Below are 25,606 nucleotides of genomic sequence, written 5' to 3' on the forward strand. Positions count from 1 at the left end.
AGCATCAGTGGCAGATAAGTAACTTGGTTATTTCGGTTGTAGCATTAGGACAAACTTTAAAAAGCGCTCAGTGATAGAGACTGTCTGAGCGCTTTTTTAAACATCAGAGGAACACCCTCTGATGTTTAAGGCTTAGTAACTAATTCAGTTACTTAATAAAAGCCCAACCTTCACGCCAATCAGTCTGGCCATCGAAAGCACCAATATAATCAGTAGAATCGAAGAAGGTGTCAGTTGTGCTCATATCAAGACCTGTACCTAGCAATACTGTGTCAGTACCTGCTGGCATACCGTCTGTTAACGTCACTGCTTGAGCTGAGTTGCCCGTTTGCGCTAAGAACCATGCTTCTGTGTCAACGGCATCAGTCGTTGCAGCATTGTCAGAGCTATACTTAAATGGCTCATTACAATCAATCACCGAATGAGAAATCACTAATGTTTCATCATTCACGTTATCGACAAGACCTGCGTAAGTGCCATCAAGCTCTAAACATTCACCAGATTCAGTCTCAGAGGTTGAACCTTTACGACCCTGAATTAATAGGTTGTGGATTGAAGCGCGAGTCGCAACACGAAGAATTATGCCTTCGCCCTTATCGCCACTGGCATTTTCAATGTCAGTACCAGGAAGGATGGTTACGTTTGAAATAGTTGGGTTTGAGATAGGGGTATCGTCAGTCCCTTTATGGCTATCGCCTTCAAAGCCACGGTTAGCTTGGCCGTCTTCGTGAGTGATATACACGTATTGTGCTTTACCCTGCCAGCCGTTAGTCCAATCTAAGCTGTCATCGAAGTTGTCTGTTAAGTAAACGTATTTAAGGTTTACCGCACCACCCCAGAACTCCACACCATCATCGCCATTCGCATGAACTTGAATGTGGTTAACTTGAGTTCCGCTACCTACTGCAGCAAACGAGATACCGTTCATTTCTTGAGTATCATTAACTTTGAAACCAGCGTATTTCACTACCACGTAGCTAACTTGACCACTGCTATCAGCATTGTCATTACCGCCGTATGGGAAGTCGCCTACTTCGAATGAAGCATCACAAGCATTTTTATCAGGACAAGTGTTTGTTTCGCCGTTACCCAGTAAAACTAAACCACCCCATTGGCCGCGCTCACCTTCTGCGCCTGCAATCACATCTTGTTGCGATGTCATTACGATTGGGTGCTCAGCACTACCTTGAGCCATGATTTTTGAGCCACGGCTTACTGCAATGTAGCTGTTATCAGTAGCAAACATTTGTGTGCCAGCTTGAATGGCTAATGTTGCGGAATCAGTATTATCACCACCTACAACCACTGCGCCGCCATCTACTTTGTACATCACGTTTTGACCAGCAAGCAGTGTTGTATTTGTAGTAATGTTGCCTTGGATTGAACACACTAAAGTGACGCTGTCATCTTTATAAAGGCCTGCAACCACTTCTTCAGAAGTTGTCCCAACAGGACATGACGTTAATACAGGTAACTCAGTCGGTGCAGGTGCTGCATCTTCGTGAATTGCTGTCGTCCAACCGGTAGTCCAGTCAGTCGTGCCGTCAAAGGCACCAATGTACTGCGCATCAACTAAACGGTCATCCATATTGGCTAAATCAGCCGCACCGCCAGTTAAGGCAACTGAAGATGAGTTAGGCATGTAATCAGTTAAGTCAGATGCACCGACTAAGTTGCCTTCTTGCTCAAGGAACCATTGCTCCACATCAAGTGCTAATGTGCGACCTTCTTCAGCATCAGGTTTTGCATCTTTAAACGGCTCAATACAATCGATTAAGCTGTTTTGCATGTTTAAGTTGCCAGCTTCAGCAGCTAAAACGGTATTGTCGTCATTAACTTCTAAACACTCACCTGAAGCAACATCACCTTTAACCAGCATGTTGTAAGCATCTACTGCTGTGCCTTTACGTAATAAAATACCTTCAGCATCGTCACCGCCACTGTTGGTGCCGTTAGCCACTTGAATAGTGAAGTTAGCGAGAGTTGGACGAGATTGCGGCTCTGCATCAGCGCTGCTGTTGCTGTCGGCTTCAATACCACGGTTAGAACCGTTATCTTCTTGGCGGATATAAACGTGTTGTGCACTACCTTGCCAACCGTTAGTCCAATCTAAAGAATCATCAAAGTTTTCTGTTAATACAACGTGTGAAAGTGAAACGTTACCGCCCCAGAATTCAACGCCGTCATCGTTATTTTTATGAATTTGAATATGGTCAACAGTTGTGCCTGCACCTACTGCCGCAAAACTGATGCCGTTCATTTCTTGGGTATCGTTGATTTTAAAACCACCAAACTCAACGCGGACATACTGGATAACACCTGAGTTATCTTCAGTGTCATCACCACCGTAGCTGTGACTTCCTACTTCAAAAGCTGCATCACAACTGGTTAAATCAGGACATGAGTTAACTGGCGCGTTACCTAAAACAACTAAGCCGCCCCACTGTCCCGCTTCGCCTTCTTGACCCAGTGCAGATTCAAGTGACGTAAATACGATAGGCGCTTCAGCGGTACCTTCTGCCATAATTTTTGAATCACGGCTAATGACTAGGTAAGACTCGCTTCCACCCACAATTTTAGTGCCTGCCATAACTGATAACTCAACAGAATCAGCTTTATCAGCACCCGCGATAACAGCACCATCAAGCATCCAAACTACATCATTACCAAGAATGATTTTGTCGCCGTCTTGACCACCAACATTGACTGTTGAGGCTGAAGTTGAAGGAGCAAGTGTGCCAGATAACACCCAAACCTCTTTGCCGTCTATCGCTGCGATTGTCGCGCTCTTCTCAGCAAAACCACCGTAAGCCGCTTCTTGATCCGATACGTCAGGAGTCGTTGGCGTATCTGGGGTCGTTGGCGTTTCCGTGTCTGAACCAGTATCGATATTGATATCACCACCACAACCAGCAAGCAGTAAGGTTGCAGAAAGTGCAGCAGATACAGCGTTAAGTTTAAAAATGTTTTTCAGTTCCATTGTCATCTCCGAAGACGGAATTAAGCGTGTTAAGTAATTTGGCTGGTCGACAAATTAACCTGCAAAAATGACAAAAAGACTTCGCCTAAGTGACAGCAAGATTTCAGAATAATGAAGGGAATATTAAAGTTAATAAAAAACAGAAGGTTACATAGTGAAACGTTTGATATTAATTGGTCACATATTTAACAAATAATTTACCAAGGTCGCCAAAAGTAATTATTTAGGAGGGGGTGAGCAGACTATTATTGAACGAAAAGACAGAAAAACAGCACGATTTTTTAACTCTGTTTGCACGAAATATTGAAGTAATATGACAGTGAAAAGTCACAGATTTAGCAATTCAAATAGGGAGAACTTACTATCCTAAACACGCTGATTTGAGTTTTTCTTATACATATTAGTCAATGTGTTTTACCATACAAAACATAAGTAACCCCTAATAAACAAGCTGTTAATTCACTTTAAAGGACAAAAGATGGCGATTAACTCAACCTCAGGCTCAATTAAACTCACAAGCACTAAAGGCTTTACGTTAATTGAATTAGTGATTGTTATCATTATTTTAGGGATCCTCGCTGTTATTGCTGCACCTAAATTTATCAATCTTCAAAGTGATGCAAAAATCGCGACCGTACAAGGGGTAAAAGCAGCGATTCAGTCTTCACTTGATTTAGCCTATTCACGCGCCGCTATTGATGGCGTCGAAAAAGATGACCGCAGTTTGATTGATTACAACGGCGAAGTAATAGAGATGAAACTGGGCTACCCAGAAGCCTTTGGCGAAAATGATGGCGGCGGGTTACCACAAATGCTCGAAATCGGCTCTGAGATAGACTTTTGTTTTGGTAGTGGAAGTTGTACACCAAACGTAGAAGCAGGCTCGTCAAATGTGCGCTACGGCTATGATTTAGATGATGAGACAATTAATTGCCATGTACGTTATATAGAACCGACTGGCACTGGTGGCTCAGCAACGACTTACACATTAACGGTCGATATCACTGGCTGTTAACCATCAATATGCTTATTAGATAAAAAATAGGCTTAGCCGTTCAAGCTAAACCTATTTTTGTTAACTCGCCCTATTAAACCGCAGCTTTATCTTGCGTTTTCCACTGCACAGCCAATAACCCCAATACAACCGCTACGCCAATAACGCCTGTGCCAAATGGATTAAACAACACCCAAGGGACAGTGGCGATTGCAACCAATCGCTCAACCGTCGAAAGCGAACGTAACAAATAGCCTTCAATTGATATCGCAATAGCTACGATAATGCTAGCGGTCTGAATAATCGCGAAGGTAAATGCCATCATGCCTGCATCAGGGTTAAGCAAATCGGTATAGGCCATCATTATTGGGATAATGAACAAACCGCCTGCCAACTTAAATGCCTCAACGGATGACTTCATCGGATTAGCATTGGCAACCCCAGCGCCTGCAAATGCAGCCAGCGCAATCGGCGGAGTCACATTGGAGGTTTGCGATAACCAGAACACGATTAAGTGAGCAGTTAATAATGGCAAACCAAAGTCACCCAGCATAGGCACAGCCATGACAGCGAGGACAATATAAGCTGCGGTAACCGGTAAGCCCATCCCTAAAACCAGTGCCACAATACTGATAAGTCCCAGCGCGACCAACATATAACCGCCAGAAAAATCCATAACAAATTGAGTGAACTGTAACCCAATCCCCGTCTGGCCTACCACACCAACAATGATGCCTGCAGCGCCACAAGCAACAGAAATGGGTAACGCTAATAGCGCACCGTTTTTCATGCCTTCGATAAACTTTTTAATCCCAATTCGGCTGTGTTTTCGCAGTGCAGCCGTCACCAAAATTGCCGCGCAGCCTGCAACACCAACTAACAATGGTGAGTAGGCCATCATCAGTAAAGCGGTGATAATAGCGAGCGGAATAAGGTGATGAGCACCGTGTTTCATGACCTCAATGACGGCTTCAGTGCGACTCGCCGCTTTTAGGTTTAACTTACATGCCATTAAATGCACATAAAGTAAGGTACAGAAGAAGTACAAAATAGCAGGCGCAATAGAGGCCAACATGATCTCGCTGTAAGGCACGCCCGTAAATTGCGCCATCACGAACGCACCCGCGCCCATAATCGGCGGCATAATTTGTCCACCGGTTGAAGCAGAGGCTTCAATACCCGCAGACTGCTCAGGGGTATAACCTAACTTTTTCATCATCGGAATCGTCACTGCGCCCGTGGTCACTGTGTTTGCAATTGCCGATCCTGAAATAGAGCCAAGCCCAGCTGATGCCAATACTGCAGCTTTGGCTGGGCCGCCGCGATATTTACCCGCGATAGAAAAAGCGAGATCAATAAAGAACTTACCTGCGCCAGTGACTTCTAAGAATGCACCGAACAGTACAAAAATAAATACCGTGGTGGCCGCAATGCCTAAGGCAGAACCAAACACACCATTAGCTGAATAGATTTGGAATTGAATCAACTCTTGTAGCGAATAGGCTTTGGTTGCCATCGCGCCCGGTAACAAATCACCAAAGCCACTGTAAGCGAGGAACATACCAGCAATCAGTACCATCACCCAACCCACGGTACGTCGACAACCTTCCAGTAATAAGAGTAATAATGCACTGCCCGCCACTAAATCAACTGTGCCTAAACCATAAAGCATATGGTCAATATCGTTGTAGTCGAAAATCGACATCCGATAACCCGCAAACACGGTTAATCCACATAAGGCGAGATCAAATACACGACCAATCAAATAACCTTTTTTGCGACGGTTTTTAATCAGTGGATAATGTAAAAAAATTAGGACTAATACCCAGCACAAATGCACGGGACGAAAATAAGTGGCCGATATCGTTGACGTAATACCTTGCCAGATTTGAAATGAAGACAATAATACTGCAATGATTAACGTAGTGTAGCCTATGATTTTTATTGTTTTTTCATGTGGAAGAGCGTAATCAACCCCTGTACCTTTATCGGTACTCACATACTGCTCGGCTTGGTTGCCTTGTTCTTGGGTCATACTTTTTCCTCTCTGCTAATGATTGTCATAGCGCCCAATCAATCGCCTAAATATACAAAGGCAACATTACGTTGCCTTTGTCTTTTTCACGTTCGCCTAAAGGTGTTAAAACAACCTAGAAAACTAAGTTGTTTTTTACTTGATACTATCTAAATACTTTTGCGCACCAGGGTGTAATGGCACACCTTGTAAGCGGTCAGCATTTTCAGGGGTAGTCGCTTCAGCAACTTTAACCACCTTTTGCACTTCTGACATATTCTCAAAAGCTGCTTTAGTTAAATTAAACGCCATCTCGTCACTCATTTTGGCGCTAACCACAATCACATTCCACACACTCAATGTCGGCACAGCGCCCACATTGTTGTATACATCGGCAGGAATGGTGTAATTGCTATAAGCAGGGTTTTGCTTAATAAACGCTGCACTTTCTTCAGCAGAAACAGGAATAATATTAACCTTATGGGTTAATGCCACTTGAGTTACCGCGCCAACACCTTGACCACCCACAATAAAGCCTGCATCAATTTGACCATTAGCTAATGCGTTGGTGGTTTCTGAATAATTCAAGTAAACAGCAGTGATGTCTTTTTTCACATCAATACCAATAGATTCAAGTAGTGCAGCAGACGTTACCGCAGTGCCACTGGCAGGAGCACCTAATGAAATACGTTTTCCTTTAAGATCGGCAAGCGAAGTAATGCCTGACTTTTCAAGACTAATGGCATGCACAAGGTTTGGATATAAGGCAAACAGTGTATTCACTGGCATTGCACTTCTGAACTTACCTTCGCCTTTATAAGCATCAAGGACAACATTACCCATCGCAATACCGGCAATCATATCGCCACGTACCACTTTAATTGTGTTCTCAACTGATGCGGCAGTGACTTCAGCTTTAACGTTAACTTGTGGGACTTCATCTGACCACACTTTGGCTAACGCACCACCAAATGGATAATAAATACCGCTTTGACCACCAGTACCAATTGAATAGTTCTCGGCTTTAACCGCAGTTGGCAATACTAGTAACAAAGACAGTATCAACGCACGATAAAACATAGCCTTCTCCTTCATTTTTATTAATTTCATTAGACTTTACTTAACAAAGCCTTTAAATATTTATACATTTTTTTCGACTCGATAGTCTCTAAAGGGGTAGATAATGTCAAGGTATCGGAAGGTCGTAGAAATCAGAGTGTGACGGCACTAGAAGATATGAACAGTAACCCAACTAAAAAGTTGGGTTACTTTTTGAAGTCTAGAATCAAGAAACTACTTTTAGCGTTTTGCCTTAAACAACCACATATACATAGTTGGCAATACCAACAGCGTTAATGCAGTAGAGCTAAATAAACCGCCAATAATCACTATCGCTAACGGTTGTTGGATTTCACTGCCCACACCCGATGACAGTAATATTGGAATTAGGCCTAATGCCGAGGTTAATGCCGTCATCAACACGGGGCGTAAACGGCCAACAGTGCCTTCAAACACGCTGGTCTGCAGTGATTCTGATTTATTGTGTTCACACCGCTGATTAATGGCATCCACCAACACAACACCATTAAGTACTGCCACGCCAAATAAGGTGATAAATCCAATTGAACTAGGCACCGACAAGTATGTCCCTGTAACGTAAAGCGCAACAACTCCACCGATTAAAGCTAGTGGCACATTAGCCATAATTAAGCCAACTTGCTTAATGCTGCCAAATGAGAAATACAGTAATAGCGCGATTAACACGATAGATACCGGCACCACTAGCATCAGCTTCTGCTGCGCTCGTTGTTGGTTTTCATATTGCCCCCCCACGACCACGGTATAGCCTGCTGGCAGCTGCGCCTTTGGCACAATGGCATAAATATCATTTACAACCGACCCCATATCACGGCCAGACACATTAGCTTGTACCACGACTCGGCGCTGCACATCATCTCGTCGAATATTAGGTGGAGCCATTTCAATGCCGACTTTAGCGACTTCACCTAAACGAACCTGGGCGCCATTTGCACCGCGTAGTATCAAGTCTCGCAGCACATCAGGTGAGTTACGATACTGCGCCGCTAATCGCACGTTAATATCATAACGAGCATTGCCATCAATCACTTGCCCAGCACTTGCACCACCAATCCCTTGGCTTACCAAGCTCATCACTTGATCGACACTCAAGCCATATCGAGCCAGTTGGTCGCGTAGCGGCCTGATAACCAATTGCGCTTCGCCGCTTACTTGTTCAAGCGACACATCAACAGCGCCTTCAACCTCGCTAACCAACTCCGTTAATCGCTGACCTTTTTCAGATAATACCGCTAAGTCTGGGCCAAATATTTTAATGGCTAGTTGCGCTTTAACTCCTGACAGTAGCTCATCAACGCGGGTGGCTATCGGTTGTGAAAAGGTGAACAACAAGCCTGGGAAAACACTCAGTTCATCTTCCATTAAGTGCTGCAGTTCAAAACGATTTTCAGCGCTTTGCCATTCATCAACAGGCTTCAAACCAATGTAGATTTCAATGTTACTGACAGGCTCAGGGTCGCCGCCAAGTTCAGGTGCGCCAATGCGACTTAATGCATATTCCACCTCGGGGAAGTCCATTAATATCGCTTCAATTTTGGGCGCTATATCTAAGGAGGTTTGCAGGCTTGCAGTCGGTGCTAGAGTCACTCGCAGATTTATGGTGCCTTCTTCTAACTCGGGGACAAATTCGGTACCTAAACGCGGTAGCAGTAGCATGCTGGCGGTAAACATCACAAGCGCGGTACTCATTACCACGACAGGCCTGTTAATGGTGGTTGATAGTAGTCGTTTATACGCTCTCTCAATCGGTGCTAATATAGGACTTTGCTTGAGCGTTACCCCACGGCGAAATAAATAAACTGCAGCAGCAGGAACAACGAGTAATGCCACAACTAATGCAGAAAGCATTGCCAGAATAATACTCACCGCCATTGGCTGGAATAATTTGCCCTCAACACCTTCTAGCGCAAATAATGGTGCAAATACCACAATAATGATTGCTGTGGCAAAGAAGATAGGACTGCAAACTTCTTTAGCAGCTGTAACTACTTGTACCGTTATTGATTGAGTCTTTATTGATTGAGAGGATATTGATAACGATGCTTGACCGCCTTTTTCCGTGACTTTGTTTTGGTTTCGAGTCAGGTGTTTAAAAATGTTTTCAACCATCACCACCGAGCCATCTACCAACATACCTATTGCTACTGCAAGTCCTCCTAATGACATTAAATTAGCTGACATGCCAAAGTACGCCATAACCATTAGCGCTATGCCGATTGATATCGGGATCGACAGCAAAACTAAACTGGTGGCACGTAAGTTAACCAAAAAAAGCGCCAGAATAATCACAATAAACACAAAGGCCATCAGCAGTGCGTCAACAACTGTCGTTACCGCTTGTTTAACTAAGTCTGCTTGATCATAAAAAACCTCAAACGACACGCCTTTAGGTAATGCTTGTTCGATAAGCTCAACCCGAGTATTGATATCATCAATAGTAGCCTTAGTGTTTGCGCTCATGCGTTTTAGCACTACGCCAGCAACCACTTCGCCCATGGCATTAACTTCATTTGTGCCATTAACAGGGTTTAGCTCTTTACGGGTAAAGGTTACTGCGCCCACACGAATTTCACGGCCATATTCAACCTTCGCAATATCAGCGACTCGCACAGGTGTCCCGCCTACTTCGGTCAACGGAATTTGTGCTATTGCCGCTAATCCTGCATCCCCAGATGGCAGTAAACCGTAACCTCGCACCACTAATTGCTCTTGGCCTTGGTCCATAAACCAGCCACCAGCATTGCGATTATTACTCTCTAATGCCTCTGTAACTTGCGCCATACTCAAGCCGTAACTGAGTAGCTTATTGGGATCGACATTCACTTGGTATTGACGCACATCACCGCCAAATGACAATACTTCTGTGACACCACCTACTGGCATCAATATCAATTTGACGAGATAGTCATTTAGGCTACGAAGCTCAGCGGCGTCAACGCCTGATTCTGGTGTCGCTCGTAAAATATATTGATATATTTGTCCCAAACCTGAAGTGTTCGGGCCAATTTCAGGCACGCCAACGCCATCAGGGATCATTTCCCTTGCAGCTTGCAGTTGCTCAAACACTTGCTGGCGAGCGAAATAAATATCGGTGCCTTCTGCAAAAACCACAGTCACTATAGATAAACCAGTACGTGATAATGACCTCACTTCAGTCACTTCAGGTAAAGCATACATGGCTGATTCGACAGGATAACTGATGAGTTTTTCCACTTCTTCGGCTGCTAGGCCCTCTGCGGCAGTATTTACGGTCACCTGCACATTGGTCACATCAGGAAAAGCATCGAGATTTAATTTTGGTAATATGAAAACACTGGCAATCGTTATCGAAACCAGAGCAAGCAACACCAACAGCCGATGACGTACGGCAGATTCAATGAGTTTATTTAGCATCACAGGCTCCTAGTGGTTATGAATATCAAAACCAGCTTTTGCTAGTTCAGATGCCAATAAAAAAGCGCCGCTAATGACAATGTTACTGCTAGCAGCCAAGCCTTTAACCATGTTCATCCCACGTTGACGCTCTGTCACTTCAACTTCTATTGCTTCAAAACCGTCTTCATCTTCAATGAATACTTGCCAGTGACCATCAGCACTTCGCGTTAAAGCCGCATCAGGCAATACCACACCTCCATCGATACCACTTGGTAAGTACAACTCAGCAAATTGCCCAGCATGTAAGCCAACGCCTTTATTATTAATACTCACTAAAACCTGTTCAGTGCGCGTAATGCTATCGAGTTCATGTGAACGACCAATAATGGTTCCTTGCACAGAAATCTCACCTACTTTCACTAACGCTGTATCGCCACTGGTTATCCCTTCGGCCTGCGCCGCCGAGAGTTGGGCTTCAACCCATAGGTGTGACTCATCGGTCAATTGCATCAGCGTGCTACCACCAGTTGAAACTTGACCTAACATAGCCACATCTTGCTGAACTCTGCCATTAATAGGAGCCAGTAACTGGAACTGACCAATGCTGGCAGGCTGACTAGCAAGTGCAGTAATCTGCGCTGTTGTCATATTGAGCGCTTCAAGATTTGCCCGAGCCAACTGAGCTTGAACTTCTGCAGTTAAACGACGACTCGCACTCACGGTACTGGCATTCATACTTTTCACTCTATTTAGCTCTGCAGCAGCGGTAATGTAATCAGCTTGAGCTTGAGCGACGTCAACGCCACCTAAAGTTAATAGTGCTTGTCCTTGAGTGACTTTTTGCCCTGGTACCACATGACGCTTTAGTACTCTGACATCTAATTGCGGCGCTAATGTCATGGTGCGATCTCGATCCACCACAATGGTTGCCGTTGCGACAGCATTTAAGTCAAAACGACTATTAGATAAATTAACCACCTGTATTCCCGCAAGTTGTTGCTGCCGTGGTGAAAGCACTAATGCATCTACATGCAAATCATCTGAATGTGCTTCAGAACTTTCCAAATCAGTCTGTACTTGATTAGGTGCAGGTTGATTAGATACTGAACTTGTTTCTCCATGGTCATGCCCTGGGCCTGCCCATGCGTTGTTAGACATAAAAGCTAATGCAGCTAAGAGCATCATTGAAACTATTAGCGTTATTGAAAGCGCTGAGGCAGTTAACACGTTAGTGCTTTTAACATTTATTAATTGATCTTGATTCGAGTGAATATTCATTTGTTAACCTTTAATTTGGCTGTTGTCAGGATTAAATTGCGCTGGTTGTTGTTGGCCAGTGAGTTGCTCTAACAACACTTTTTCTAACTGACCACTGTCCCCCATCCAACTCAGCCACTGTTGATATAAGCTAGCTTCTAGGGTTAAACCGGCAATAACACTGCTGCTCATTTGGCGCTGACTTTGAAGGTATTCACTGGTACCAATATCACCGCTTTGCCACTGCACAGATAATGACGCTGCAGCCTCTTGACCTGACAACTCTACTAACGCTATCCAGTCTTGATAGCGATCTAATAACCTTGGCAGTCCTCGATTAAACTGTCGCCATTGCTGATGTAGCACTCTTTCTGATGCCAAATATTTTTGCTCTGCAATTACAATACTTTCATTGGCACTGTTTAAGGTATCGCTATAATCATTTCTAATAGATAACGGGATAGAAATGCCAACGCCAAACTTATTGTCACTTCCCTCACGCTCGGCGCTTAAGCTAATACTGGGGTCTTGAGCTAACTCAGCTTTTAATTGACCCACACTGAGCTTTGATAGCATGACTTGCTGATAAAAACTTTTAAGGGCAGGAAGACGAGAATCAACCTCTTGGCTTAAATTAGTATCGATTAAACTCATTAACTCAATATGAGGTAGGGATTCACTGCCATATAGGCTATAAGCTGCTGTTTCAGCATTAATAAGCGCTTGCTCTGCAATAGCAAGCTCTGCGGCGTTATTGGCAACATCAAGGCGCATCAACTGCAACTCAACAAGTGCAATATCACCCGCTTCAACGCGTTGCTCGGCTAAGGCGAGTTGCGCCCTTGCCAAGTCAAATTGCTGTTGATTAAATGACAGAAGCTTTTGCTGTTGTTGTAACGTCACTAATGCCAGTAATTGCTGTGACAATAACTGGCTGCGACTCGTTGAAATTTGGGTTAACACAATTTCAGATTCAAGCTGAGCGACTCGAATGGCTGCACCGCGTTTATCACTCCAATCAATGGTTTGGCTTACCGCAACGGTATAAGTGTCATCATCGGGAGCATATTGATAATCAAGCCCAAGTTCAGGGTTATACACTGCGTTATCAGCAGCTGATACCTTGATTAAAGCTTGGCGTTTAAGTGCGATTTGAGACTGCACCTCAGGTAGTTTTTCAAATGATTGCATTAATTCTGGCAACCATTGCGCTATTGCTGAAGTACTCGGCACTTTCTCTGCCGAATGACCTATAGCTAACTCGCTAGAGGTTGGTTGTGTTTTATAATAAGCCCCTTTTTCATTGGGCGTGTTTGATACATAAAACGTATCTGCTGCGTAAACAGCAGGTATTGAAATAGCACTCGCGGCCATCGCACAAAGGTGCACTGCAAGCGCTGAGGAAATAATAGATTTCTTCATCATTTATTCTCGATTCGACCTAAGTCAAAACCATAAAATTAATTGATGATTAACCGTGCAGGAATTGTTATCCCTTCATCGAGATGTTTCGTTTTAAGCCAGATAACTAATGCCTGATAGCTAATGCTAGATAGCTGTGACAAGTTAACTATTACAAAGTATGTGCGCTCAATAACAAATCATCAGACAAAGAGAAACAGCAGCCAATAATGAGCAGTAAACAAAGCAGTGGTGCTTTGAACTGAATCAGCCAAACAAATCTTTAAGTATGCAAAATTAATCAGTTAAGGGTTAACTGATTAATGAAATTGGCGGGCGGTAACTTAAACGAGCCTCTGGTGGAATGTACGCTTGGATAAAGGTTTGAGGAGCCTCTGATATAACCGCGGTTGGCATTAACTGAGCAATCACATCAATCGTTGCGGAATAACCGCCATGGCACTGACAATCTAAACACAATTCATAGTTTTCAATGTCGCTTAATGTCACATGGCTATGCAACTCAGATTGGCTCGAGGTGGCATTAAACAGATGGGTAAGATCATCAGCCTTATTACAGATATCAGCAGGCGCTGAAATCACCAAATGAGCATGGTTCACTTGCTCATTTTCACCATCACCAAGATGCAACTGATGCTCACCTAAGTTAGTGCTGATAAATTGCAGCAACATAACGGCGAGCATAACTTTAGCAAATTGTCTAAACGTTGATAGTGACAACAAATGAACCCTGTAAATGAGATAGCTGATTAATATATTCGACTAACTATAGTCAACTAAATAGCTGTAAATAGTAGGACTATGAGTCTAGCCAAAAGTTCTCATCTGGCTAGCTTCAAATGTAATAATAATCAGCTAGATCACAATTTATATCTAAAAAAGTCTAAAACAAACAATGCTTTGCGTAATCTGCAGCTTCGTTAGAGCTCCAATCGCCGCTTGGTTTTTCTTTCATTTGCTTACACCAAGCTTCACTACCGACTTCAGGGGCACAAGCCGTTAACCCTAAAACAAGAACACCCGCTGATATTAACGCTGCAACTTTTATTGAAACTTTAGATACTGACGTTTTAATAGACATAATGTAATAACTTCCTTGAATTAATAACCTAAATAAACAATTAAATTTAATCTAACAACCAAGCGATCGCTTGCTGTTTTTGCTCTAACGGATACCAAGCCACTTCGCCTTGCATAAATGGCCCTAATAAGTTTACTGAATTACCGACCCAGTCGGGGCCACCAACAAATACTAATGCATCAAAGTGTGGAAGTTGGACTTTATCGCCACCCGATAATGAGCTGACATCCCATCCTTCAAGCAGCACATCGGCTTCGATATATAAACGAACTTTGCCGCTTTGTTCACGATACTGAGTAATGAGTGGTTGCAGGTGAGTTTGATAATCTTGGGTAGATAAACGACCACTGACAAACAAGCTAATAACACCTTCGGCAATATCAGGGATTTGGCACAACATAAAGCAACTCCAACGGTAATGCGGCTGACTGACAAAAAATTTTCTGATTGCAGCCTATATTCTTGCTGATAGTAACAAATCTTATCAGCAGTACTATAGAAAAGTTTGTTAAACTCAACACACTAAAGCGTAAAAAATAGTTAAGTTAACTCAATAAATGATAAATATTACCAACCGCGTCAGTATTGAAGACAATGAAATTGAATGGCAATTTATCCGTTCAAGTGGTGCGGGCGGCCAGCATATTAATAAAGTCTCCACCGCGGCGCAGATTATTTTCGATATTAGGCAGTCTTCCTTGCCAGAGTTTTACCAACAAAAACTGCTGGCTAAAGCCGATCATAGAATTACTAAAAGCGGCAAAATCATTATCAAATGTCAGCAAAGTCGCAGCCAAGACTTTAACCGCCAGCTAGCCTTAGAGCAGTTTATTGAGTTGGTAAAAGGTGTTGGAATCGTGCAAAAGGCGCGAATACCAACCAAAGCGACCAAAGGCAGCCAGCGCCGCCGAGTCGATTCGAAAAAGAAACGTGGCGCTACTAAAGCTTTGCGCAGCGGAAAATCAGATTATTAATCTGCGATGATAAATGCGAGTACTTGATTGAAAGCCAGTCTGATTTAACAATCATCAGCACACGAGTTTTTTAATTTGAATCATGAAAATAATTCCCCGCTTGGCAATCATTAACGTGATAAATTACACTGACATAATCGACTTTAATTTAATCTAATTAGATTTAGATTAAAGCTTCGTATAAGCAATGACCCAACTATTTAGCAAGGAACCTCAATGACGACTCAAGCCAAAATATTGTTAGTAAATGGCCCTAATTTAAATTTATTAGGTCGTCGTGAACCAGGTTTATACGGCAGTGATAATTTAGAAACCATTGTCGCCAATGCTAAAGTTCAAGCTGATACTGCTAATATTGCCTTTGACCATATTCAATCTAATGCTGAGTTTGAGCTTATCGATGCTATTCACGCAACCGATGCACAGTTTATTGTGATTAACCCTGCGGCCTTTACTCACACTAGTGTGGCACTGCGTGATGCTTTGCTTGGCGTCAATATCCCTTTTATTGAAGTGCATATTTCAAATGTGCATGCCCGTGAGCCTTTTAGACATCACTCTTACCTTTCAGATAAAGCGGTCGGTGTAATTTCCGGTTTAGGCATTCAAGGCTATGAGTTTGCCATGCTGGCTGCGATTAAGCAGTTAACTGAAGCTAAATAGCAACTCTACATAAAATACATTTAAAGTAATCAGTTATGAGTAAATTGAAAGCCGATGTCAGCATTATCCAGTCAGGTATTTTCAGCCAATGGGATTCTGATAGCGATGAACTGCCGCGTTTTTTAAAAGCCACTGTACATGTACCAGCTGAAATAGATATGGAGTTTGGCTTTGTAACCCGCATTAAAAAAGCCAAGAACCAGGTGCTCCGGTACTGTATTTATCACCCTGATATACCTGATGCTGATGGTAATATTCGCGAGCCCTTCGATGGTGAAGTGTATATTAAAGAGAACGACTGGAAGTTTTATTTAGGCGACTGTATTTGGTCACCTGTAAGCAACAAAGTGGGTAACTGGCGTATGACACTTGAGCTTAATGGTAAAATTATTGCGGATAAAACCTATAAGGTTTACTTGCCTTAACAGGGGATTCCCCTCAAAAGCTGCTGAATTTATTGTTCAATTTCCATCATTATCTAAAGCAATCATTTCAAGCTCGCTGATTAAGTAATTACTCATCAGTAGTGCAAATAGCACTAACCCAAGCTTTTTATCACGCTTTTACCCACAGCGGCCATTAAGCTTGATATAATTAGCGATTGATTCTTTTCTCTTTGAGCACTTATCTATGTCTTTGCAGTCTTCACTCACCCAAGCTATAACTCAACGGGCGGAGTTTCTGGCTAATGCTGAACTCAATAACACCGATTGTTTCCGTATTTTCCACGGCACGGTTGAAGGCGAAAATGGGTTAAACATTGATAGATATGGCAATGCTTGGCTTATTCAGACATTTCATCAAACGTTAACTGAAGATCAGCTTGAAGAAGTCAGCTCTGTATTAACTAAGCTCAATGACTTACCGGTTATTTATAACGATCGCGCTAAACGTAACTCTCGCATTGAAAATAACCTTCACAGCGAACATCACGAGTTTGCTTGCACAGAACAAGTCATCCAAGAGAATGGCATTAAATTTACTTCTAAATTGCGTCATGAAGGACAAGATCCGTTACTGTTTCTAGATATGCGTATAGGTCGTGAATTTGTTCGCGCCAATAGCCAAGGTAAAACTGTATTGAATTTGTTTTCCTACACTTGTGGCATTGGAACAGCAGCAGCTATGGGCGGTGCTAGTCGAGTCGTTAACGTTGATTTTTCATCATTTGCACTCGCTGCAGGTAAAAAGAATGCCGAACTAAATGATGTCTCTGAGGTATGTGAATTCATTCAAAGTGATGCTTTTCCTGCACTCAGACAGTTAGCAGGGCTTAAAGTAGGTGGTCGCCGCGGTCAAAAACTACCTAAGTATCCAAAACTTGCAGCAACACAATTTGATTTAGTCTTCTTAGATCCTCCACGTTTTGCTAAAAGCCCTTTTGGCACTGTTGACTTAATCAATGATTACCAAGGCTTATTTAAACCAGCCATGTTAGCAACTAAGGATGGCGGTACTATTGTTTGCTGTAACAACGTAGCCAAAGTTGAACGTGAAGCTTGGTTAAATAGCTTAGTGCGCTGTGTCGAAAAACAAGGACGTAAAGTATCGTCATTAGAGTGGATTCATTGCCATGAAGATTTCCCTTCTTTCGATGATAACCACCCACTTAAAATAGTGGCGTTAACCTTAGCCTAAACCTTGGCTCAAACCTTAGTCTCAAAAGAATAAAGCCACGCTATGTGGCTTTTTTATTGAGTCTTTACTATTGAAAGTCGCTTTTTATCAGTTAGATTTATCCCATATATTTTTGCCTGTTTTCAGGTTATATATAAGGTTAATCCCTGAAAGGGTCATTATTAACCCACAAAAAGCCCAAAGATAATCACCTTCTTTAAGGCCTAGCACTAAACTTAAAACACCAATAATAAAAATAAATAATTGACTGAACATGGTAAACATCCTTATTTAACAAATCTAAGATAAGTTTAAATGTACTTACCTGCCATCAATACAACCCCATGAAAACCATTACCTACCTTGCTTTAACCAATTAAGTTTAGCCAGATACTTTTGTTGATTATCATCCATTGAGGTCAAATCTAGAGCTTGTTTTAGGGTGTTTTTAGCGCTTAAAATCTTGCCTTGTGCACTTTGCGCTTTAGCCAACTCATAATAAGCTTGGTGATAATAAGGCGTATTTTTAATAAACTTTTTAAAGTAAATCTCTGCTGTTGAGTACTCTTGAAGCCTTAACGCCTCAATACCCATCGAATACCAGCCGTAAGGACTTTCATTTTCAAGCTCTAATAACTGCTGGTTAATCGCTGTAGCCTCACTAACTCTGTCATCTTTTATGAGAGAATAACTATAATTACTCAGCAATGTCAGTGAGTTACTCTCGAAGTGTAATCCGTATAAATAGAAATCTTCCGCCGTTTGAAAATCACCCACTCGTCGATGAACAATCGCCATCATATTAATTAATGGGGTGTACTTTGGCGCGAGTGAAAGGCCTTTCTCAAGCAAGGCATATGACAATAACAAATCTTCATTTAACAATGCGTCAGCAGCTAAATTACGGTAAAACATCGCTAAAAACTCATTATCTGAAACCACACCACCTGTTCTGTCATTTCTATCAGGGAAGTAATCAATCACGATAAAGTCACTGTTATTTACATAAACACCGCCCGCATCGGTTTCATATAAAAAAGTACGCACATGATCTGACGACACCACTAAATCATTAGAAATATGAGTCAATAACGGTGCAGAGTGAACCACTTGAAACACAGCTCTTACATCTAAATACTTGGCAACACCATAGGTCAACATTGCCAGTGCCATACAGTTTCCTGACTTATTTTGCCACGCTTGTGAGGTGTTATAGTTTAAGCCTTCATAATTGAAATTAACCATTTTGTATTGGATAAACTCAACAACTTGGTTTCGTTTCGGTAAGTTTTTAATACTATCTCTGGCAATAAACGCATTGAGCTCATCTTTTTGCTCCGGCAGCAAACTTGATAAACTTGCAATAGAAGGAATATCTACAAACTCTTTAGCGTTAATAAAGTACGAACCCGTCTCCGGCAGTGGGATTTCAGATGCGGTTTTTTTTTGAGTTGAACTACAGCCACTAACAACAAGGCACAAACCAGCTAGTAAACTTAAAATATTCGGGGTGATTTTCTTTTCTAAAAACTGACTCAATCCAGTATTTTGCAACATCCTTGGCATAACATTCCCTACATATAAAAGATCGACTCTGTCCATTAGTTTGCTTAACAAACAAGCACAACCGTTAAGTTAGCATGTAATTTATTTAGAAATCTACTGAGAATGATTATCCATTAAGGAAGCAGATTTAATAGATTGATTCTAAAATATAAATCATCATAATAATTATTCTGATAGCTTTACCATTGTTTCCTCATACACGTAAATAGTCATTTAAAGCACTATATATCCCAGCTTGTTTTAACTCATTTTAGATACAACCAATGAGGTATTTTTAATCATCAAAGCAGTAAGAAATTATATTTAAATGATTAATTTAATTTATATTTACTACTTATGAATGACTTTAAATGTGCAAGATAAACTATGCTTTTGTGACTCAAATTGAGATACAGCACTCAAATCTTTAAAATGATCACTAAACAAGTAGCAATTAAGCTTCAATATCATTGCAAATGATTGTTTATAATATAGATTAGCAACATACATCAATATTATGTATAAGTTTATTAACTGGAGATTACAAATTATGAAAATCAGTGCACGCAACTCACTTGTTGGCAAAATTCTTTCTATTGAAGAAGGTTCAGTGAACAACGAAGTGGTAATCGAGCTTGCTCAAGGTGTAGAAATCACTTCAGTTGTGACAAAAAAATCTTGTGAGCAACTAGGATTAGTTGTTGGTGGCAATGCTTACGCAATTATCAAAGCAAGCAATGTGATGGTAGCAGTAGACTAATTTTACGGTCTTTGTCAGTAGCAGGTTTACACAACATGCTACAGATAAATATAAAGTGGAACTCGGGTCATTATCCGGTTCCATTTTTTTATGCCATGAATAGTCTGTATAAAGTTCATAAGTCGAAACCACTAGTACCTTAATAACTATCTATTTTTATAAAGATAAAAACTAATAATCTCAATATACAAGACTACTAAGCAAATCCATTTCTTACGCAGAATCTACGCCCATCAGCCCCGTAACAAGCAACAAGCAAGTGCTCTACATTTGTATCCATGAGTTTAACATCCTCACCAATGACATTAATGCCATGTTAATTTGAGCCTTTTCCAGCTTGTTAATCCTCCAATTAACTCCGTTATCATTATATTTAGCCTCCTCTTAATCTATAATCAGCATAACTAATCAATTAAGTCATAAATAAAGGCATACCATATGGTGATGCGCTGTAGCAGTGCGTAACATTTTTATTGCTACCCCATAGGAGTTTCATGAATACAGTCTATTCTATTGGAGAACTCGAATCGTTTCTCATCGCGATTTTAGTTTTATTTATCGGCCATTCGGTCAATCGTCACTTAGCCGCTTTCAGAAAATATAATATCCCTGAACCCATTGTCGGTGGGCTTATTGTCGCTGGCTTTATCACCGTCTTGCACTTCAACAACATCAGCATAGAATTCTCTTTATCTATGCAAAATACCTTAATGTTGATGTTTTTCAGTACGGTCGGTTTAGCTGCAAGCTATAAATTACTTTTAAAAGGTGGCAGTAAAGTCTTCCTTTTTCTCGGTATTGCCTCGCTTTATATCATTATCCAGAATGCTGTAGGGGTCAGTTTAGCCACAGCACTAGGACTAGAACCTATTATGGGCTTGATAGCAGGGTCTATTACGCTATCTGGTGGACACGGTACTGGCGCAGCTTGGGCACAAACATTCCAAGAAAATTATGGCATTAACACCCTTGAATTTGCTATGGCAGCCGCGACCTTCGGTTTAGTCATGGGCGGCATTATTGGTGGACCTGTAGCTCAGAGGTTGATTAATAAAAACAACTTAGTTTCTTCTTACGGCATTGGTGGCAATCACCACAAAGACCACCCAGATCTTGTCACTTACGATCAGTTAGAAGAAGATCGCGTCACCGCTAAGAAGATTTTAGAAGTCTTATTTGTACTACTACTGTGTGTTGCTGGCGCTAAATGGTTCGGTAAGTTCGTCTCGGTGATGGACATTGGCTGGCTAAAAATGCCTGAATTTGTTTATGCATTATTCATCGGTGTAGTTATTACCAATGCAACAGAGATGACCCGTGGGTTTAAGATTAATAGCGAGTGTGTAGATATTCTCGGTACTGTTTCATTAGCTTTATTCTTATCAATGGCATTAATGAACTTAAAGCTCTGGGAAATTTTTGACCTTGCAATACCGCTATTAATCATCTTATTGACTCAAGGTATTGTGCTGGCATTTTTTGCTTACTTTGTCACTTTCAGGTTAATGGGCAGTAATTATGATGCAGCAGTCATGGCTGGCGGTCATTGCGGCTTCGGTATGGGTGCAACCCCGACTGCGGTTATGAATATGGGTGCATTAGTATCAAGAACAGGCCCTTCACCACAAGCCTTTATGGTGGTACCAATTGTTGGCGCATTCTTCATTGATATCGTTAACGCTATTATCTTGCAGGGCTATTTAAGCGTGATTGGTTAAAACGCTATAAAGTGACTTCCAAATAATGAATACAAAAATGCCAGTCATCGACTGGCATTTTTATTATTTAGCGGTGCAACTCTAGTAAGAGTCGCTACTGCAAGATTAACTGGCTTTATTCAGCCATTAATCGTGTGAGTGGCCTTCTTCACCGTGCTCTTTACCAGCACAGTGGCCACACTGATTAATTTGAAAGCCAGCTTCTGTTTCAGTTAAACGGCCATTGCTGATAAACAAATCAACCAATTGTGCACCCGTCATATCGCTTGCACGACAAGTATGAAATTGTGCATTCTCGCCAAATTCCTGCGCCATAAGAGCAAGCCATTGCTGATGTGGTTGTGGCGTATTCTGTGCCTTCATCAACTTAATAACATTACGACCATGAATAGAGTCAGACATTTAACGATTCCTTATATTGAAAAATCCATTTTACGATAAAGCGGCGTGCCCACTCGTGCGATAGCTCATGGTTTAACAAAAATTAATCTACAATTTATCTTCATCGTTAAGATTCGGTATAGTGTAGTTAGAATTAAACACCGTGACAGAAGGCAGTAATGGCGAAAAATATTTCCCAAGAAACCCAAAATGAAGCAATGAAAGTCGCTAAAGCCACTCAAAAACCTTCGCAAACCAAAGAGCAAACTAAGCTGATTGCCCAAGGTATTGAGAAAGGCATTGCGGAATACAAAAAACAACAAAAAGCGAAAGCGCGCGGTCGTGATAAACAGCGTAAACAAGATTTGAAAGCTAAGTCACGACAAGAAAACAATGAAATAGAGTTCAATGCTGAAGCACCGACCTCATCACCTAAGTTCCCCTGGATATTACTGGTCGCAAGCTGGCTAGGATTTTTAAGCTACGCTTTATTAAACGGCTCATAATCACAGTTTTTCATTTGAATTAACCAATAAAAAAGTCAGCTGTTGCTGACTTTTTTGTTTATCTGCTTATCAGCAAGGTACGTATTAAGCACTACATTTTTAACGTCACGTCTGAAGTGATTTTAGTTGAGCATGCTAATACATAACCCGCGGCAATTTCATCTTCGGTCAATGTCATCGTACTCGTGGACTCAGTTGTTCCTGAAGTCACTTGGCACTTACATGCACCGCATACACCGCTTCTACACGCCGCAATAATGGGTAACCCTTCAGATTCAATACCATCTAATAAGGTATTCTCAGCCGATAATGGGATGTTTTTATCAGCGATGTTAAGCATAAACTGAGCGCTTTCTCTACCACTCATATCGCTACTTGCATCACTCATAACAGCGCTAGGTTTCGCAGCGCCGCCAAAGCTTTCTTGATGAAAGTTTTCCATGTCAAAACCGCTTGTTTCAAGCAAAGATTTAACTGCAACCATGTAAGGCTCTGGTCCACATACAAAAATGGTTCTTTGCTTAAAGTCAGGGATTAACAATCCAAGCTTTTCAATATCGAAACGACCCAACATTCTGCTATCGCAGCCAGTATGGTTAACACCTTCTGCAAGCTCTGGTGCCGATTCTAATAGGTAATTTAAATTAAACTTAGCGCTTCTATGCGCCATTGAACTTAATCCATCAGCAAAAATAATATCGTCATTACTGCGCGCACTGTGTACAAAGCCAATATCACTACCGACTCTGGCATCTAGCAACCAGCGAGACATAGAATACATAGGGGTGATACCGCTGCCTGCACTTAAGAATAAATACTTATCTGCAGTAATATCCACAAGGTTAAATGCGCCATCAGGGCCCATCACAGTGACTACATCGCCTTCATTCACTTTGTCTGCTACAAAGTTAGATACTTTGCCGCCTACAATCCGTTTAACCGTCACCACGATTGAGAAAGGTCTAGAAGGTGAAGATGACATGGTGTAACTGCGATAGACTATTTCACCATCAATGTCTAACTTAAAAGTAATGAATTGGCCTGGCTTGTAATTAAATTTAACAGGCGTTAATCCTTGAAATCGAAAACTGATCACATCATGGGTTTCATGCCATTTCTCAACACAGCGAAGTTTGATATCACCACGCTGCCAATCGTCAGCACTTAATAACGCTTGGTCTTTCCCATTCGATATAGCACTCGACTCAGTATTAGCACTGACTTTAGCTTCAGCATGACTTTCAGCCTTGGCAGCCACATTTGCTAGCGCACCCGACATGGAAAAGCCTGAAGTTGGCTTAGTTAACGTTTTTGGCTTATCAATGGCTTTCTCTATTGTCTCTGCCTTTTCATTTTTAGAAGCAGATTGAGCAGAAGCTGATTGCACTGAGGAGAGCGCTGCTGAAAATGAAAATCCTGATGAGCTCATAGGGCACCTTTCACTGAGTCAATGATAAATAACTAGAGATGTAAACTGAGGAATAATCGGTGATACAAGCTGATAGCCTATATCACCGTATACAGCTGATTAAGCGGCCTTAATCATTGCTTGAAGATCTGATGCAACATCAGTGGTATTACGTAAACCGAATTGATCTTCTAACACTTTTGCCAAGTTTTCAGTTAAGAAAGCTGGCGGCGTCGGACCGGTACGGATGTTTTTAACACCAAGTGATAGTAACGTCAGTAATACCACAATCGCTTTTTGCTCAAACCAAGATAAAACAAGGCTTAATGGTAGTTCATTGATGTCACATTCAAAGATATCTTTCAGTGCTAATGCTAACTGAATAGCAGAGTAAGCATCGTTACACTGACCCACATCTAATAAGCGAGGAATCCCATTAATGTCGCCAAACTCAAGTTTGTTGAACTTGTACTTACCACAACCAAGTGTCAGGATAATGGTGTCGTCAGGCACTGATTTAGCAAGGTCAGTAAAGTAACTACGCTCTGATTTGTCACCGTCACAACCACCGATTAAGAAGAAATGCTTAATTGAACCATTTTTCACATTTTCAACCACTGTAGGTGCAGCTTCCATTAAGGCATTACGAGCAAAACCAATAGTGATCTTGTGAGGGATTTCATCATAAGTGAATCCTTCAAGCTCTAATGCTTTATCAATCACTTCGCTGAAGTCTTCACCTTCAACGTGAGTCACCCCAGGCCAACCAACAATGCTACGCGTAAAGATGCGGTCTGAGTATTCGCCCACGTTAGGGTCGATAATACAGTTAGATGTCATCACAACAGCGCCTGGGAAAGTACCGAATTCACGCTGCTGGTTTTGCCATGCGCTGCCGTAGTTGCCTACAAGGTGCGGATACTTTTTAAATTCTGGATAAGCTAAAGCCGGTAGCATTTCGCCGTGAGTAAACACGTTAATGCCCTTACCTTCAGTTTGTTGCAAGATAAGCTCAAGATCTTTCATGTCATGACCAGACACTAAAATCGCTTTACCTTTAACCGACTTAGTATTGACTTCAGTTGGCTCAGGGTGACCAAATGCGCTGGTTTCACCTTCATCAAGCATCGCCATCACGCGGTAGTTTAGTTGGCCAATCTCCATCGCTGTGCCAAATAGTTTATCGCCATCAACTGAATCTTCACCAAGGAAAGACATAATTTGATGGAACTCGCCAGCAACGTCAGCATCTGTTTGTTCTAATACGCGCGCATGTTCCATATAAGCTGCTGCGCCTTTAAGGCCGTATAAACATAATAAACGAAGACCAAGGATATCTTCATGCACATCACCACGGTTAGGCAGTGCTAATGGCGCCTGATCTAACATTTCAGGTTTTGAAGCAGCAAGGTTTAGTGAACCTTGTGCAATAACAGCTTCAGGCTCTACGCCATTGTCGGCACACGCTTGCTCGTAAGCCGCTTTTAATTCGTTACGGTAATCTTGCGCCTGATAGGCGTAATCCATTAAACGTTCATCATCGAAGTTCACGTTAGTTAACGTGGCAAAGAATGCTTTAGGCACAAAGGTATCAATTTCAGCATTGATAATATTAAATTCACGCGCTTTTACAGCATATGCAGATACGCCTTGTAGCATATAGATAAGAAGATCTTGAAGGTCCGACGTTGATGCTAACTTACCGCACATACCTTGTGAATAACTACAACCATTGCCTGCTGGGGTTCGAACTGTTTGCTCACATTGAATACAGAACATTGCCTTTCTCCTGATGATGACTTTAATCATGCAT

General features: G+C 41.8%; 22 protein-coding genes. 8 read left to right on the forward strand and 14 right to left on the reverse strand.

All coding sequences use genetic code 11. The features are described 5' to 3' along the window. Nucleotides 1-148: 148 nt before the first annotated feature. On the reverse strand, nucleotides 149-2,980 hold the full coding sequence (locus K5Q58_RS05550; protein ID WP_220752973.1) for a hypothetical protein: 2,832 nt from the start codon (nucleotides 2,978-2,980) through the stop codon (nucleotides 149-151). Between the two features lie 478 nt (nucleotides 2,981-3,458). Here K5Q58_RS05550 and K5Q58_RS21235 point away from each other — a divergent pair, with 478 nt between their 5' ends. After that, a complete protein-coding gene (locus K5Q58_RS21235; RefSeq protein ID WP_220752974.1) occupies nucleotides 3,459-3,995 on the forward strand; it encodes a prepilin-type N-terminal cleavage/methylation domain-containing protein in 537 nt (178 codons plus the stop codon). 73 nt (nucleotides 3,996-4,068) lie between these two features. Here K5Q58_RS21235 and K5Q58_RS05560 read toward each other — a convergent pair whose 3' ends face one another. The 8 genes from K5Q58_RS05560 to K5Q58_RS05595 form a co-directional block, all read right to left on the reverse strand. Then, nucleotides 4,069-6,009 (reverse strand): TRAP transporter fused permease subunit, encoded by a 1,941-nt coding sequence (locus tag K5Q58_RS05560; RefSeq protein ID WP_220752975.1) that lies wholly within the window; start codon nucleotides 6,007-6,009, stop codon nucleotides 4,069-4,071. Nucleotides 6,010-6,144: 135 nt separating this feature from the next. Continuing rightward, on the reverse strand, nucleotides 6,145-7,098 hold the full coding sequence (locus K5Q58_RS05565) for a TAXI family TRAP transporter solute-binding subunit (protein ID WP_308443209.1): 954 nt from the start codon (nucleotides 7,096-7,098) through the stop codon (nucleotides 6,145-6,147). Nucleotides 7,099-7,287: 189 nt separating this feature from the next. After that, nucleotides 7,288-10,479, reverse strand: a complete 3,192-nt coding sequence (locus K5Q58_RS05570) for an efflux RND transporter permease subunit (RefSeq protein WP_220752976.1) — start codon at nucleotides 10,477-10,479, stop codon at nucleotides 7,288-7,290. Between the two features lie 9 nt (nucleotides 10,480-10,488). Next, nucleotides 10,489-11,739, reverse strand: coding sequence for an efflux RND transporter periplasmic adaptor subunit (locus K5Q58_RS05575; protein ID WP_220752977.1), 1,251 nt, complete (start codon nucleotides 11,737-11,739; stop codon nucleotides 10,489-10,491). Nucleotides 11,740-11,742: 3 nt separating this feature from the next. Next, nucleotides 11,743-13,143: a TolC family protein gene (locus tag K5Q58_RS05580; RefSeq protein WP_259651247.1), complete on the reverse strand. Its 1,401-nt coding sequence runs from the start codon at nucleotides 13,141-13,143 to the stop codon at nucleotides 11,743-11,745. 288 nt (nucleotides 13,144-13,431) lie between these two features. Then, complete coding sequence (locus K5Q58_RS05585) at nucleotides 13,432-13,860, reverse strand: hypothetical protein (protein ID WP_220752978.1); 429 nt, start codon at nucleotides 13,858-13,860, stop codon at nucleotides 13,432-13,434. 163 nt (nucleotides 13,861-14,023) lie between these two features. Next, on the reverse strand, nucleotides 14,024-14,221 hold the full coding sequence (locus tag K5Q58_RS05590) for a DUF3012 domain-containing protein (protein ID WP_220752979.1): 198 nt from the start codon (nucleotides 14,219-14,221) through the stop codon (nucleotides 14,024-14,026). Nucleotides 14,222-14,267: 46 nt separating this feature from the next. Further along, entirely contained in the window at nucleotides 14,268-14,621 is a 354-nt protein-coding gene (locus tag K5Q58_RS05595) for an STAS/SEC14 domain-containing protein (protein ID WP_220752980.1), read from the reverse strand. A 157-nt stretch (nucleotides 14,622-14,778) separates the two neighbouring features. Between K5Q58_RS05595 and arfB the strand changes: the two genes are divergently transcribed. The 4 genes from arfB (at nucleotide 14,779) to K5Q58_RS05615 (ending at nucleotide 17,496) form a co-directional block, all read left to right on the forward strand. Next, complete coding sequence (arfB, locus tag K5Q58_RS05600) at nucleotides 14,779-15,195, forward strand: alternative ribosome rescue aminoacyl-tRNA hydrolase ArfB (protein ID WP_102528462.1); 417 nt, start codon at nucleotides 14,779-14,781, stop codon at nucleotides 15,193-15,195. A 216-nt stretch (nucleotides 15,196-15,411) separates the two neighbouring features. Further along, nucleotides 15,412-15,858 (forward strand): type II 3-dehydroquinate dehydratase, encoded by a 447-nt coding sequence (gene aroQ, locus K5Q58_RS05605; RefSeq protein WP_220752981.1) that lies wholly within the window; start codon nucleotides 15,412-15,414, stop codon nucleotides 15,856-15,858. A 35-nt stretch (nucleotides 15,859-15,893) separates the two neighbouring features. Continuing rightward, nucleotides 15,894-16,283 (forward strand): DUF3859 domain-containing protein, encoded by a 390-nt coding sequence (locus K5Q58_RS05610; protein WP_220752982.1) that lies wholly within the window; start codon nucleotides 15,894-15,896, stop codon nucleotides 16,281-16,283. Nucleotides 16,284-16,488: 205 nt separating this feature from the next. Next, nucleotides 16,489-17,496, forward strand: coding sequence for a class I SAM-dependent rRNA methyltransferase (locus K5Q58_RS05615; RefSeq protein WP_220752983.1), 1,008 nt, complete (start codon nucleotides 16,489-16,491; stop codon nucleotides 17,494-17,496). A gap of 87 nt (nucleotides 17,497-17,583) precedes the next feature. Here K5Q58_RS05615 and K5Q58_RS05620 read toward each other — a convergent pair whose 3' ends face one another. Beyond that, on the reverse strand, nucleotides 17,584-17,751 hold the full coding sequence (locus K5Q58_RS05620) for a hypothetical protein (RefSeq protein WP_220752984.1): 168 nt from the start codon (nucleotides 17,749-17,751) through the stop codon (nucleotides 17,584-17,586). A gap of 78 nt (nucleotides 17,752-17,829) precedes the next feature. Further along, nucleotides 17,830-19,041: a tetratricopeptide repeat protein gene (locus K5Q58_RS05625; protein ID WP_220752985.1), complete on the reverse strand. Its 1,212-nt coding sequence runs from the start codon at nucleotides 19,039-19,041 to the stop codon at nucleotides 17,830-17,832. A gap of 529 nt (nucleotides 19,042-19,570) precedes the next feature. Between K5Q58_RS05625 and K5Q58_RS05630 the strand changes: the two genes are divergently transcribed. Together K5Q58_RS05630 and gltS are read left to right on the forward strand one after the other, a co-directional pair. Then, nucleotides 19,571-19,780, forward strand: a complete 210-nt coding sequence (locus tag K5Q58_RS05630) for a molybdopterin-binding protein (RefSeq protein WP_102528454.1) — start codon at nucleotides 19,571-19,573, stop codon at nucleotides 19,778-19,780. Between the two features lie 494 nt (nucleotides 19,781-20,274). Then, a complete protein-coding gene (gene gltS / locus K5Q58_RS05635) occupies nucleotides 20,275-21,498 on the forward strand; it encodes a sodium/glutamate symporter (protein WP_220752986.1) in 1,224 nt (407 codons plus the stop codon). A 126-nt stretch (nucleotides 21,499-21,624) separates the two neighbouring features. Here the strand turns inward: gltS and K5Q58_RS05640 are convergent, their stop codons facing one another. Next, nucleotides 21,625-21,900, reverse strand: coding sequence for a YecH family protein (locus tag K5Q58_RS05640; RefSeq protein ID WP_220752987.1), 276 nt, complete (start codon nucleotides 21,898-21,900; stop codon nucleotides 21,625-21,627). Nucleotides 21,901-22,058: 158 nt separating this feature from the next. Between K5Q58_RS05640 and K5Q58_RS05645 the strand changes: the two genes are divergently transcribed. Then, nucleotides 22,059-22,385, forward strand: a complete 327-nt coding sequence (locus K5Q58_RS05645) for a DUF2956 domain-containing protein (protein WP_220752988.1) — start codon at nucleotides 22,059-22,061, stop codon at nucleotides 22,383-22,385. Nucleotides 22,386-22,476: 91 nt separating this feature from the next. Here K5Q58_RS05645 and K5Q58_RS05650 read toward each other — a convergent pair whose 3' ends face one another. Both K5Q58_RS05650 and hcp read right to left on the reverse strand, forming a co-directional pair. Beyond that, nucleotides 22,477-23,814, reverse strand: coding sequence for a hybrid-cluster NAD(P)-dependent oxidoreductase (locus K5Q58_RS05650; protein WP_259651248.1), 1,338 nt, complete (start codon nucleotides 23,812-23,814; stop codon nucleotides 22,477-22,479). A gap of 99 nt (nucleotides 23,815-23,913) precedes the next feature. Next, nucleotides 23,914-25,572 carry a hydroxylamine reductase gene (gene hcp / locus K5Q58_RS05655; RefSeq protein ID WP_220752989.1) on the reverse strand — a complete coding sequence of 553 codons (1,659 nt, stop codon included), beginning with the start codon at nucleotides 25,570-25,572 and terminating at the stop codon, nucleotides 23,914-23,916. Nucleotides 25,573-25,606 lie beyond the last annotated feature (34 nt).

The sequence above is a fragment of the Shewanella sp. KT0246 genome, assembly GCF_019654955.1.
GTDB lineage: Bacteria > Pseudomonadota > Gammaproteobacteria > Enterobacterales > Shewanellaceae > Shewanella > Shewanella goraebulensis.